The sequence below is a fragment of the Martelella sp. genome (genome assembly GCF_984369615.1).
Window position 1 is genome coordinate 1 of the sequence record NZ_CFHTCS010000093.1, and the last position, 13,348, is coordinate 13,348.

Genomic DNA, 13,348 nt, shown 5'->3' on the forward strand with positions numbered 1-13,348 from the left:
GAATTCGGTGCATGCCTATATCTCGCAGTCCGACAAGGGCGAACTCGTCATCGGCGCGGGCACAGACCAGTATAATTCCTATTCCCAGACCGGCGGCCTGCAGATCATCACTCACACGCTCGACGCGATCTGCGAGCTTTTCCCGATCTTCCGCCGGGTGAAGATGATGCGGCAATGGGGCGGGATCACCGACAACACGCCGGATCGCTCGCCGATCCAGAGCGTGACGCCGGTTCCGGGGCTCTTCGTCAATTGCGGCTGGGGCACGGGCGGTTTCAAGGCGACGCCGGGGTCTGCCCACCTCTTCGCCCATCTGATCGCCAGGGGCGAGCCGCACAGGCTTGCCGCCGGGCTGACGCTTGACCGCTACCGCACCGGCCGCCTGATCGACGAGGCGGCGGCCGCCGCCGTCGCGCATTGAGGCCCGCCATGCTCTGGACCGTCAGCAACAAGACAGAAACGAGCGCAGGCACCGTTGCCTGGGGTTCGGCCGGCGAGGGGCCGCCGCTGGTACTGGCCCATGGCTGGCCGTGGTCGTCCTTTTCCTGGCACCGGATGATCCTGCCGCTCTCAAAAGCCTATACCTGCTATTGGTACGACATGCCGGGCTTCGGCCGTTCGGCCAAGGACCCCGAACAGGCGACCGGGCTTGATGTGCAGGGGCGCGTCTTCGGGGAGATGGTGGAATTCTGGGAGCTCGACCGGCCGAGCGTCTTTGCCCATGATTTCGGCGGCGCGGTGACGCTCAGAGCGAACCTGCTGCATGATGTTGCCTTTAACGACCTTGTTTTGATGAACGTCGTGGCCGTCAGCCCCTGGGGGTCTGAATTCTTCGAGCATGTCAGCCGTCATATCGATGCCTTCACGCCGCTGCCGCCGCATATCCATTCGGCCATTGTCGCCGCCTATATCCGCAGCGCTCTGGTGAGCGAGCTGGACGAGCACGAGCTGCATGAACTCGCCTCGCCCTGGCTGACGCCCGAGGGGCAGGCGAGCTTCTACAGGCAATTCGCCCAGGCCGACGAGCGTTTCACCGACGAATTTGCCGACAGGCTGAAGACGATCGACTGCCCGGTCACCGTGATCTGGGGCGAGAAGGACCCGTGGATCCCGATCTCGCGCGGCCACCAGCTTGCCGGCGCCATCGGCGTCCAGCTTCATGCGCTTGAAGGCGTCGGCCATATGCCGCAGCTGGAGGCGCCGCGTCCGCTGCTCGACATGATCCTCTCCTTGCCCGAAGCCCTGCCCGAACTGGAAGGGAACTAGAACATGCTGCTGATCCACTGTCCCTATTGCGGCGAAGCGCGAAGCGAGCTGGAATTTGCCGCCGCCGGCGAAGCCCATATCGCCCGGCCGGAGAATATCGCGGAGATTTCCGACGAGGCGTTTGCGGACTATTTTTTCATGCGCGCCAATCCCAAGGGCATTCACTACGAGCGCTGGCGCCATGTCCATGGCTGCGGCCGCTTCTTCAACGCCTTGCGGGACACCGTGTCCGACCGGTTCCTGAAGACCTACAGGACCGGCGAACCGAAACCCGAGCGCGCGGATTTTGAGGGAGAAGGCCGATGAGCGGCGCATTGCGCATTGCCGGCAAGGGACGGCTCACGCCAGCCAGGACCATCCGCTTTTCCTTCGACGGCAAGTCCTATACGGCCCTTGAGGGAGACACGCTCGCCTCCGCGCTGCTGGCCAACGGCGTGCATCTGGTCGGCCGCTCCTACAAATATCACCGCCCGCGCGGCTTCCTGACAGCCGGTTCGGAAGAGCCGAACGCGCTTTTCGACATTGCCCGCGACAGCGCCAGACGTCAGCCGAATGTGCGCGGCACGGTGCAGGAGGTTTTCGATGGCATGAAGGCGTCCTCGCAAAACCGCTGGCCGTCGCTCTCCTTCGATGCCGGCGCGGTGAATGATTTCCTCTCGCCCTTCTTCATCGCCGGCTTCTACTACAAGACCTTCATGTGGCCGCGCATTGCCTGGCACAGGCTTTATGAGCCTTTGATCCGCAGGGCCGCGGGACTCGGCGAAGCGCCGACCGAGGACGATCCGGACACCTATGCCTGCCGCTATATCCACTGCGATGTGCTGGTGGTCGGCGCGGGGATTGCCGGGCTGACGGCAGCCCTTTCCGCAGCCAGGGCCGGCAAGGACGTGATCCTTTGCGACGAAAAGCCGGAGCCGGGCGGTGCGCTCCAATATGAAAGCGGCACGACCGTCGACGGCAAGCAGGGGTACGAATGGGCGCTGGCTGCCGTGGAGGAACTGAAGGGGATGGACAATGTCCGCGTCCTGCCGCGCACGACTGCCTTCGGCTACTACAACCACAATTTCGTCGCGCTCGGCGAACGGCTCACCGATCACCTGCCGAATGCCAGGGCCAACGGCCCGCGCGAGCGGCTGTGGCAGGTGCGCGCGGGCGAGGTTATCCTCGCCACCGGCGCGATCGAACGTCCGATGGTCTTCCCGCAGAACGACCGGCCCGGCATCATGCTGGCCTCCGCCGCACGGTCCTATCTCAATCATTATGGCGTTGCCGTGGGCAGGCGCATCGGCGTCTTCTGCGCCCATGATTCGGCCTATGAGGCGGCCTTCGACCTGAAGAGGGCCGGTGTCGATGTTCCTGTCATCGTCGACAGCCGGATGGAGGCAGGCGCAGGACTTGAGGAAGAGGCAAGGGCGCTTGGCATCAAGATTCTTGCCAACAACACCGTTGTTGGAACGAAGGGGCGGCTCCGCGTCTCCTCCATGAAGGTGAAGGACAAGGACAGCGGCAAGACGCGCAGCTTCGATGTCGACGCGCTGATCACCTCCGCCGGCTGGACGCCGTCCGTCCATCTCTTTTCCCAGGCGCGTGGCAAGCTGGTCTTCGATGCGGATGAGCAGCGCTTCGTCCCCGGTACGCATGCGCAGAATTCCGTCTGCGTCGGCGCCTGCAACGGCACGGACGCGATCCACGCCATCATCGGCGAGGCGGCCGCGGCCGGCGGCGGCCTTGCCGATATAGCGGCCGAAAACGACCGTGCGTGGACCGGCGGCATGCTGGGCGAAGACGAGAGCGCCGACAGCCATGCCCGCGCCTTCATCGACTATCAGCACGATGTCTGCGCCAAGGATATCCGCCAGGCCGTGCACGAGGGCATGGCCTCGATCGAGCATATCAAGCGCTTCACGACCAACGGCATGGCGTCCGACCAGGGCAAGCTTTCCAACATGCACGGTCTCGCCATCGCCGCCGAAATGCTGGACCGGCCGATCCCGCAGGTGGGGCTCACCACCTTCCGGCAGCCCTTCACGCCCGTCACCTTCGGCACGCTGATCGGTCATTCGCGGGGGGCTCTTTTCGATCCGGCCCGCAAGACGCCGATCCATGAATGGGCGGAAGGCGAGGGCGCGGCCTTCGAGGATGTCGGCAACTGGAAGCGCGCCTGGTATTTTCCGCGCCCCGGCGAAACCAAGCATGATGCGGTCAACCGCGAATGCCGGACGGTGCGCGAGGCGGCCGGCGTCTTCGATGCCTCGACGCTCGGCAAGATCGAGGTGGTCGGCCCGGATGCCGAAGCCTTCATGAACCTGATGTATTCCAACGCCTGGTCGACGCTGAAGCCCGGCAAATGCCGCTACGGTCTGATGCTGCGCGAGGACGGTTACATCTATGACGACGGCGTGGTCGGCAGGCTTTCGGTGGACCGCTTCCATGTGACGACGACGACCGGCGGCGCGCCGCGCGTTCTCAACCTGATGGAAGATTATCTGCAGACCGAGTTTCCGCATCTGAACGTCTGGTTGACCTCGACCACCGAGCAATGGGCCGTGATCGCGGTGCAGGGGCCGAAAGCGCGGGAGATCATCGAACCCTTTGTCGAGGGCGTCGATATCTCGGCGGACGCCTTCCCGCATATGAGCCTTGCCGAATGCACGGTCTGCGGCGTGCCGGCGCGGCTTTTCCGGGTGTCCTTTACCGGCGAGCTTGGCTTCGAGATCAACGTGCCGGCCGACTATGGACTTTCCGTCTGGAAGACCGTTTTCGAGCGTGCCGAGCGCTTCGGGGCCTGCGCCTATGGTACCGAGACCATGCATGTGCTGCGCGCGGAAAAGGGCTATATCGTCGTCGGTCAGGATACCGATGGCACGGTAACGCCGTTCGATGCCGGCATGGGCTGGGCGGTGTCGAAGAAGAAGACCGATTTCGTCGGCATACGCGGGCTCAAGCGCCCGGATCTCGTCGCCGAGGATCGCAAGCAGCTTGTCGGCCTGATGGTCAAGAACAATCCGCGGCTGGTGCTGGAGGAGGGCGCGCAGATCGTTGCCGATCCGAATGCGGCCAAACCGGTGCCCATGCTCGGTCATGTGACGTCGGCCTACTGGTCGGAGGCATTGCAGAGTGGCATTGCCATGGCGGTGGTCAAGAACGGTCACGCGCTCAAGGGCCAGACGCTCTACGTGCCGATGCCGAACCGCAATATCGCCGTCGAGGTGGTCGACACCGTATTCTATGACAAGGAAGGAGCGCGCATCCATGGCTGAGGAACGTGTTGCGACACGCGCATTTCCGCTTGCCGGCACCTATGGCGGCTCGGGCCTTGCCCGCCTCGTGGTCGCCGCCGATGCCACGCGGCTTTCGCTCAGGGCCGGGGAGACTGCGCTCGGCGCGCTTTCCGGCGCCCTCGAGATCGACCTGCCGCGCGCGCCGCTGTCATCGGCCATGAAGGACGGCCGCTATGCCTTCTGGCTGGGGCCGGATGAATGGCTGGTGATCAACGAATATGGCGACGACCTGATGTCGCGGCTGCAGGGGATCGAGACGCCGTTCTCCGCCGTTGACGTCTCCCACCGCAACGTCGCGGTGATGGTCGACGGGCCGGGGGCTGCGGCAGCGATCAACGCCGCCTGCCCGCAGGACCTGAGGCTTGCCAGCTTTCCGGTCGGCAAGGTGGTGCGCACCGTTCTCGGCAAGGCGGAGATCGTTCTGTTCCGCAAGGAGGAGAACACCTTCCGCGTGGAATGCTGGCGCTCGTTCGCGCCTTACGTCTTCGGCCTGCTCGATCAGGGCGCGAAGGACGCGGCCCGTTGAGGCGGGTCAGGCCGTTTCCGGGCGATCTTCGGCGGCAAACTGGACAAGTGTGATCCAGTCGGCGGTCAGCGCCGGCTTCCGTTCGCCTTCGATTTCGACGCTCACGGTGTAATTGATCGCCAGCAGTTCGGCCCCGCGAAAGCGTGCGTCCCTGAGCGTGAAGCGGCCGCGCACGCGCGCGCCGCTTTTGACAGGGGTCATGAACCGCACCTTGTCGAAGCCGAAATTGATGCCCATGGTCTGTTCGCGCACCTTCGGCACGCAATCATAATTCATCGCCGAAAGCAGCGAGAGCGTCAGGAAACCATGGGCGATCGTACCGCCAAAAGCCGTTTCGGCTCGGGCGCGTTCCGGATCGGTATGGATGAACTGATGGTCGAGCGTGGCGTCGGCGAAGGTGTCGATCATCGTCTGGTCGACGGTGAACCAGCGCGACAGACCGACCTCATGGCCGATATAGTCCTTCACTTCAGAGAGCGAAATGTCTTTGGCCATTGTCTTCTTTCGGCTGCGCACGGTTGTTGTTGGTTGGCCTATCCGGCCTCGGAGAGCATTTCCGCATAAAACGATACCGAACGGGGCGCAAGCGCGATCTCGACGATGCCGCGTTTCCGGTCGGCGAGGCTGTGCCACCCGTGGGCGTCGCGCTCCGGCAGGCGGAAGGCCATTTCCCCGTGGCTGCGATTGATCAGGATGGCAAGACGCGTCGGACTTCCGCTGGCGCGCTCCGTGGTCGAGAGCACGACGCTCAGGCTGTCGCATTCCGCCGCCTCCCAGTCCTCGACGGACATGCTATCGCCGTCCGGACGCAGCCAGGTCACCTCGTCCTCGGTGAAGAACCCGGTTTCGGAGAAGACCGAGAACTGCCTGCGCAGGGCGGCCAGTTCCCCGGTATAGGCGATCAGCTCGTCATCCATGGCGTGCCAGTCGATCCAGGTGGTCTCGTTGTCCTGGCAATAGGCATTGTTGTTGCCGTACTGGGTCATGCCGCCCTCGTCTCCGGCTTTGAGCATGATCGCGCCGCGGCTGGCAAACAGGGTGGCAAGCAGCGCCTTGATGTCCTGCCGGCGGCGCGACAGCACCACGCCATTGTCGGTTTCGCCCTCGATGCCGTTGTTCCACGAGAAGTTTTCGTCGTGGCCATCGCGGTTGCTCTCGCCGTTGGGCCCGTTGTGCTTGTGCACATAGGCGGTCACGTCGTGCAGCGAAAACCCGTCATGGGCGGCGATGAAATTGACCGAGCGGGTCACATGCTGGTCGCGCACGGAGAAGATGTGCGAGGAACCCGACAGGGCGTCCGCGAGCAGGCCGGTCATGTTCGGATCGCCGCGCCAGAACCGGCGCATGTCGTCGCGCGCCCGGTCGTTCCATTCCAGGAAGGGGGCGGGGAAATGGCCAAGCTGGTAGCCGCCGGGACCGATATCCCAGGGTTCGGCGATCATGGTTCTGCCCTTCAGCGCCGGGTCCGAGAGAATGGCATCCAGCGTTTCGGCATGGGTATCGAAGCCTTGCCGGGTGCGCCCGAGGATGGGCGCGAGATCGAAGCGGAAGCCGTCAATGCCCGCCTGGGTGACGAAAAAGCGCAGGCTGTCGATGATATAGCGGCGCACCATCGGGTGGTCGCAGGCGATCGTGTTGCCGCAGCCGGTGTCGTTGATGAACACCGAAGGGTCGTCTTCGGCCAGCCGGTAATAGGTCGCGTTGTCCAGACCGCGGAAGCTCAGCGTGCCGCCGAACTGGTCGCTTTCGCCGCTGTGGTTGAAGACGAGATCGAGGATCACGGCGATGCCGGCCTTGTGCAGGGCTGCAACCGCCTCGCGCAATTCGGCGATTCCGCCCGGGCAGAGCCGCGGGTCAGGCGCCATGAAGGTCACCGGATTGTAGCCCCAGGCATTGGTAAGTCCGAGATCCCTGAGATGGCGCTCGTCGATCCACGCCGTCACCGGCATGAGTTCGATCGCGTCAGCCCCGATCTTCTGCAGATGCTCCACCACGGCGGGATGTCCGAGGGCCGCGACTGTGCCGCGAATGCTTTCGGGCACGTGCGGATTGAGCTTCGTCAGCGATTTTACCCCGGCCTCGTAGATGAAGGCCCCATCCGGCAGGTCGATATGGCCGGGTTCGTCGCCCAGATCGGGAACCACCACGCTTTTCGGCACGATGTCGGCCGTCTCGACGCCATATTGTCCGAGCCTGGGATCATAGCGGTAGGGCGCGTCGATTTCGCGCGCGTACGGGTCCACCAGAAGCTTCGAGGAATCGAACCAGTGTCCGGCCATCGGATCGTACCGTCCGAAGGCGCGATAGCCGTAGCGCTGGCCGGGTTTCAGCCCGTCGACGAGCAGGCGGAACATATTGCCACGCTCGTGCGACATCGGAAGATGCGCGGTCTCCGTGCCGTCCGGGGTAAACAGGCAGAGTTCCATACCTGCCGCATTCTCCGAATAGACGGAAAATTCGACGCCCCGGTCGAGAACCCTCACGCCGGGTCTTGCTTCATGGTCACGCATCGGTATCTCAGGTAATCACGGTCGGAGCATCGCGGCCGGTGCGTTCCTTGATGCCGGCGACGTGCTCGGCATAGGCGATCAGCCCGGCAAGCGTCTTCTGCGTGTCTTCTTCATGGCGGGCCGGGTCCGGCTCGAAATGCTCCAGATAGACGCGCAGCGTCGCTCCGGACGTGCCGGTGCCGGAAAGACGGAAGACGACGCGGGAACCGCTTTCGAACATGATGCGCACGCCCTGGTTCCGACTGATCGAGCCGTCGACCGGGTCGTGATAGGCGAAGTCGTCGGCTTCCTTCACGGTCAGGTCGCCGAAGGTGGAGCCGGGCAGGGTGGCAAGCTTCTCGCGCAGCGCGTCCATCAGGCCGTTGGCCGCCTCGGTTTCGATGCCCTCATAGTCGTGGCGGGAATAATAGTTGCGGCCATAATCCGCCCAGTGCTTCTTGACGATGTCGAACGCGGTCTCGCCGCGCACGGCCAGGATGTTGAGCCAGAGCAGAACGGCCCACAGCCCGTCCTTCTCCCGCACATGGCTGGAGCCGGTGCCGAAGCTCTCCTCGCCGCACAGCGTCGCCTTGCCGGCATCGAGCAGATTGCCGAAGAATTTCCAGCCCGTCGGCGTCTCATAGGCCTCGATGCCGAGTTTCTCGGCCACCCGGTCGGCGGCCTGGCTGGTCGGCATCGAACGGGCGATCCCGGCAAGGCCGCCCTTGTAGGCAGGCGCCAGGTGCGCGTTTGCCGCAAGGATGGCGAGACTGTCGGACGGCGTGATGAAGATGCCCTTTCCGACCACCATGTTGCGGTCGCCGTCGCCATCGGAGGCCGCGCCGAAATCGGGGCCGTCGGCGCTCATCACCTCGTCATAAAGTTCCTTGGCATGGACGAGGTTCGGGTCGGGGTGGTGGCCGCCGAAATCTTCGAGCGGCACGAAATTGCGCACCGAGTCCTCCGGCGCGCCAAGACGGTTCTCGATGATTTCCCTGGCATAGGGGCCGGTTACCGCACTCATTGCGTCGAAGGCGATGCGGAAACCGCCGGCGATATAGGAACGGATCTCTTCGAAATCGAACAGTTCCTCCATCAGGGCCGCATAGTCTGCGACCGGATCGAAGACTTCCACGTCCATGTCATCGACCTTGTAGGTGCCAAGCTTGTCGAGCGGCACGTCGTCGGCCTCGGAGATGCGGTAGCGGTCGATCAGCTTGGTGCGCTCATAGATCGCATCGGTGATGCGCTCGGGCGCGGGGCCGCCATTGGCGGTGTTGTATTTGATGCCGAAATCCTCGTTCGGGCCGCCGGGATTGTGGCTGGCCGAGAGGATGATGCCGCCGAAGGCCTGGTATTTTCGGATCATGTTGGAGGCCGCCGGCGTCGACAGAATGCCGCCCTGGCCGACCATGACCTTGCCGAAACCGTTGGCCGCGGCCATCTTGATCGCGGTCTGGATCACCTCGCGGTTGAGATAGCGCCCGTCGCCGCCGATCACCAGCGTCTTGCCCTGATAGTCCTCGAGGCTGTCGAATACCGACTGGATGAAGTTTTCCGCATAATGCGGCTGGGCGAAAACCGGCACTTTCTTGCGCAGGCCCGAGGTTCCGGGCTTCTGGCCGTCAAAGGGCTTGGTGGCAATGGTCTTGGTCATGATGTTCGAACCGTCACACGAATAGGCTTGAATAAAGGTCGGCGTAAAGTTTGGCGCTGGATTTCCAGGACACGTCGCTCTTCATGCCCTGTTTCTGCATATGCATCCAGTTTTTCTTGTCGTCGAAAAGGTTGACGGCGCGGCGCAGGGCGTGGACCAGCGACCAGGTTTCCACCGGCGAGAACTGGATGCCCGTTGCCGCCTTCATATCGAGCGCGGCCGGATTGGCGTCGATGATGGTGTCGGCCAGACCGCCGGTGCGCGCGACAACCGGCACGCAGCCATAGCGCAGGCCGTAAAGCTGGGTCAGGCCGCAGGGTTCGAAACGCGAGGGAATGAGGATGGCATCGGCGCCGGCCTGCTGGATATGCGACAGCGTCTCGTCATAGCCGATGATCGTGCCGACGCGCCCGGGATAGAGCCGCACCGCGTTGCGGAAGGCTTCCTCCAGGTGATGCTCGCCGGTGCCGAGAACGGCGAGCTTGCCGCCCATCGCCACCAGCGGTCCGATGGCTTCGGCGAGAAGGTCCATGCCCTTCTGCCAGGTCAGGCGCGAGACGACGCAGAAGATCGGCGAATTGTCGTCATCAAGGCCGAAGCGTTCGCTCAGGACCTGCCGGTTGGGTTCGCGCAGGCGCAGACGGCTCGGCGTGTAGCGGCTGGCGAGCGTCTTGTCCGTCGTCGGGTTCCAGACATCGGTGTCGATGCCATTGACGATACCGTGGACGGTATGCGCGCGCGCGGCGATCAGGCCTTCGAGCCCCATGCCGTATTGCGGCGTCTGGATCTCGCGCGCATAGGTGGGGCTGACGGTGGTCACCGCCCAGGCGGTCTGCAAGCCGCCCTTCAGGAAGCCGACATTGCCGTAATACTCGACGCCGTCCACGGCCATCGCATGGGCCGGAAGGCCGAGCCAGGGGAAGATCTCGGGTCCGAACGTGCCCTGAAACGCGATGTTGTGGATGGTGAGGATCGACGGTTTCTCCGGAACGTCGGCAAAACGCATGTAGACCGGCGTCAACGCCGCCTGCCAGTCATGGCAGTGGACGAGGTCCGGCTCCCATCCCGGAAGCACGCCGGCGGCAACTTCCGCCGCCGCTTTGGACAGCGCCCCGAAACGGCGCCAGTTGTCGGAATAACCTTCCCCGCTCGCGGAATTGTAGGGATTGCCGAAACGGCCGAAAAGCGCCGGAATGTCCAGGATCAGAAGGTCGAGGCCCTCGTATCTGGCTGCGTGGAGCGTTGCCCATTCCCCGAAAAGGTCGCCGAAGGTGTGAACCTTTTCGGCATGCCCCTCGACCGCCTTCATGATTGCCGGGTAACCCGGAACGATGGTGCGGGTTTCGACGCCAAGGCCGGCAAGGGCAAGCGGCAAGGCGCCTGCCACATCGGCAAGGCCACCCGTCTTGATCAACGGGTAGATTTCCGACGCAACGGAAAGGACCTTCATGTCTTAGTTATCCAATCTGTCGATCATCGACTGTGTAATCAGGCAAATGCCGCTTTCGGAGCGACGGAAGCGGCGGGCATCCACGTCCGGGTCCTCGCCGACGACAAGGCCTTCGGGAATGTGGACGCCGTGGTCGATCACCACGTTCTTCAGCCGCGCGTGCCGTCCGATATGGACATGGGGGAGAATGACGGCGCCTTCGAGGCGCGAATAGGAATTGGCGCGCACGCCGGTGAAAAGCAGGCTCTTGTAAAGCTGCGAACCGGAGATGATGCAGTCGCCCGATACCACCGAGGAAATGGCCGAACCGCGGCGGTTCTCGTCGTCATGAACGAATTTCGCCGGCGGCGTGACCTCCGAATAGGACCAGACAGGCCAGGACTTGTCGTATATGTCGAGTTCCGGAACCACGGCCGTCAGGTCGATATTGGCCTGCCAATAGGCATCGATCGTGCCGACATCGCGCCAATAGGCTTCCTTTTCATAGCTCGAGCGCACGCAACTCTTGGAGAAGCGGTGCGCCATCGCCTTGCCGTTTTTCACGATGTAGGGGACGATATCCTTGCCGAAGTCGCGGCTGGAGGTCGGATCGGCTGCATCGCGGTAGAGGCATTCGAACAGGAACTTGGTGTTGAAGACATAGATGCCCATGGAGGCAAGCGCCATCTTCTCGTTGCCGGGAATGCCCGGCGGATTGGCCGGCTTTTCGACGAAATCGACAATCCGGTCGGTGGCGTCCACATGCATCACGCCGAAGCCCTTGGCCTCTTCCACCGGGACTTCCAGGCAGCCGATGGTGATATCGGCGCCTTCGTTGACGTGCTGCTGAAGCATCGCCTCATAGTCCATCTTGTAGATGTGGTCGCCGGCCAGGATGATCATGTATTCCGGGCCATAGGAATCGATGATGTCGATATTCTGGTAGACCGCGTCGGCCGTGCCCTCGTACCACTGCGTTTCCGAGACGCGCTGGGAGGCGGGAAGCACGTCGAAACTCTCGTTTCGTTCAGGCCGGAAGAAGTTCCACCCCTGATGCAGGTGTCGGATCAGCGAGTGCGCCTTGTACTGCGTGGCGACGCCGATGCGCCGGATGCCGGAATTGAGCGCGTTCGACAGAGCGAAGTCGATGATGCGGGTCTTGCCGCCGAAATAGACCGCGGGCTTTGCACGCGTGTCGGTCAGTTCCTTCAATCGGCTGCCGCGACCGCCGGCCAGAACATAGGCCATGGCGTCACGGGCCAGGGGGTATCCAGTGCGCGTATTCATCCTTCCCTCCCTCTCACTCACTCTTCCGGTTCCAGCATGATGGTTGCAAGCGGCGGCAGAAGCAGGGTGGCGGAAATGCCGCCATGGCCATGGACGTCGGCGCGCACGCGCCCGCCATTGCCCTTGCCGCTGCCGCCGTAGATTTCGGCGTCGGTATTCAGGATTTCGCGCCAGATCCCGGCCTTGGGCACAGGGACGTGATAGTCCTCGCGCGGAACCGGCGTGAAATTGCAGATGACGATAATTGGCTTTTCGCCCGGCGCCTTGCGCTGCCAGGCAAAGACGGAATTGTCGTGATCATCGACGATCGTCCACTCGAAGCCCTCCGGCTCGCAGTCGCGCGCATGCAGCGCCTTCTTGGAGCGGTAGGTGAAGTTGAGATCGCGCACCAGGCGGCGCATGCCCTCGTGGGTCGGATAGTCGAGCAGGTTCCAGTCCAGCCCGCGGGCCTCGCTCCATTCGCTCCACTGGGCGAATTCCTGCCCCATGAACAAGAGCTTCTTGCCGGGATACCCCCACATGAAGGCGTAGTAGGCCCTCAGATTGGCGAATTTCTGCCAGTCGTCGCCCGCCATCTTGGCAATCAGCGAGCCCTTGCCGTGCACCACCTCGTCGTGGGAGAGCGGCAGAACATAGTTCTCGGCGAAGGCATAGAGCAGGCCGAAGGTGATTTCCTGGTGATGATGCTTGCGGTAGATCGGCTCGCGCGCGAGATAGCTCAGCGTGTCGTGCATGAAGCCCATGTTCCACTTGAAGCCGAAGCCGAGACCGCCTTCGTGCACGGGCTGCGAGACCTTGGGCCAGGCGGTCGATTCCTCGGCGATCGTCATCATCTCCGGATGATTGCCGTAGACGGCCTTGTTGGTCTCCTGGATGAAACGGACGGCGCCGAGATTTTCATTGCCGCCATATTCGTTCGGCACCCATTCGCCGTGCTTGCGCGAATAGTCGAGGTAAAGCATCGAGGCGACGGCGTCGACCCTGAGCCCGTCGACATGAAACCGTTCGCCCCAGTAGAGCGCGTTGTTCAGGAGAAACGAGGCGACTTCGGTGCGGCCGAAATTGTAGATCGCCGTGTTCCAGTCCGGATGAAAGCCCTGGCGCGGATCGGCATGCTCGTAAAGCGACGTGCCGTCGAATTGCCTGAGGCCATGCTCGTCGGTCGGGAAATGGGCGGGCACCCAGTCGAGGATGACGCCGAGGCCGACCTTGTGGCAGCCATTGACGAAACGGGCGAAGCTTTCCGGCTCGCCGAAACGGGCCGTCGGCGCATAAAGCCCGGTCGTCTGGTAGCCCCAGGACGGATCATAGGGATATTCGGAGACCGGCAGGAATTCGATATGGGTGAAGCCCATGTCGGCGCAATAGGGGATCAGCCGGTCGGCGAGTTCGTCCCAGGACAGAAACGACCCG

The 13,348-nt window shown here is 63.2% G+C and carries 11 protein-coding genes; 5 read left to right on the forward strand and 6 right to left on the reverse strand.

Going from position 1 to position 13,348, the window contains the following annotated elements:
* The 5 genes from AC5DC2_RS09815 to AC5DC2_RS09835 all read left to right on the forward strand — a co-directional run.
* Positions 1-421 (forward strand): FAD-dependent oxidoreductase (locus tag AC5DC2_RS09815; protein ID WP_491698345.1); only part of this gene is annotated, 421 nt, incomplete at its 5' end.
* Between the two features lie 8 nt (positions 422-429).
* The gene (locus AC5DC2_RS09820) at positions 430-1,266 is read left to right on the forward strand and encodes an alpha/beta fold hydrolase (RefSeq protein ID WP_491698346.1); all 837 of its coding nucleotides are present in this window, start codon (positions 430-432) and stop codon (positions 1,264-1,266) included.
* A 3-nt stretch (positions 1,267-1,269) separates the two neighbouring features.
* Entirely contained in the window at positions 1,270-1,572 is a 303-nt protein-coding gene (locus tag AC5DC2_RS09825) for a sarcosine oxidase subunit delta (RefSeq protein ID WP_491698347.1), read from the forward strand.
* Positions 1,569-4,526, forward strand: coding sequence for a sarcosine oxidase subunit alpha (locus AC5DC2_RS09830; RefSeq protein WP_491698348.1), 2,958 nt, complete (start codon positions 1,569-1,571; stop codon positions 4,524-4,526). The genes AC5DC2_RS09825 and AC5DC2_RS09830 overlap by 4 nt, the downstream gene beginning before the upstream one ends.
* Positions 4,519-5,073 (forward strand): sarcosine oxidase subunit gamma, encoded by a 555-nt coding sequence (locus AC5DC2_RS09835; protein ID WP_491698349.1) that lies wholly within the window; start codon positions 4,519-4,521, stop codon positions 5,071-5,073. The genes AC5DC2_RS09830 and AC5DC2_RS09835 overlap by 8 nt, the downstream gene beginning before the upstream one ends.
* 6 nt (positions 5,074-5,079) lie before the next feature.
* On the opposite strand, the gene AC5DC2_RS09840 is transcribed toward AC5DC2_RS09835, so the two are convergent.
* The 6 genes from AC5DC2_RS09840 to glgB all read right to left on the reverse strand — a co-directional run.
* A complete protein-coding gene (locus AC5DC2_RS09840; RefSeq protein ID WP_200337364.1) occupies positions 5,080-5,568 on the reverse strand; it encodes a MaoC family dehydratase in 489 nt (162 codons plus the stop codon).
* Positions 5,569-5,606: 38 nt separating this feature from the next.
* Positions 5,607-7,583 carry a glycogen debranching protein GlgX gene (gene glgX, locus AC5DC2_RS09845; RefSeq protein WP_024710137.1) on the reverse strand — a complete coding sequence of 659 codons (1,977 nt, stop codon included), beginning with the start codon at positions 7,581-7,583 and terminating at the stop codon, positions 5,607-5,609.
* Positions 7,584-7,590: 7 nt separating this feature from the next.
* A complete protein-coding gene (locus tag AC5DC2_RS09850; RefSeq protein ID WP_491698350.1) occupies positions 7,591-9,219 on the reverse strand; it encodes an alpha-D-glucose phosphate-specific phosphoglucomutase in 1,629 nt (542 codons plus the stop codon).
* 13 nt (positions 9,220-9,232) lie between these two features.
* Positions 9,233-10,669 (reverse strand): glycogen synthase GlgA, encoded by a 1,437-nt coding sequence (gene glgA / locus AC5DC2_RS09855; RefSeq protein ID WP_036238459.1) that lies wholly within the window; start codon positions 10,667-10,669, stop codon positions 9,233-9,235.
* Between the two features lie 3 nt (positions 10,670-10,672).
* Positions 10,673-11,935, reverse strand: coding sequence for a glucose-1-phosphate adenylyltransferase (gene glgC / locus AC5DC2_RS09860; protein ID WP_024710139.1), 1,263 nt, complete (start codon positions 11,933-11,935; stop codon positions 10,673-10,675).
* A gap of 17 nt (positions 11,936-11,952) precedes the next feature.
* Positions 11,953-13,348 (reverse strand): 1,4-alpha-glucan branching protein GlgB (gene glgB, locus AC5DC2_RS09865; RefSeq protein ID WP_491698351.1); only part of this gene is annotated, 1,396 nt, incomplete at its 5' end.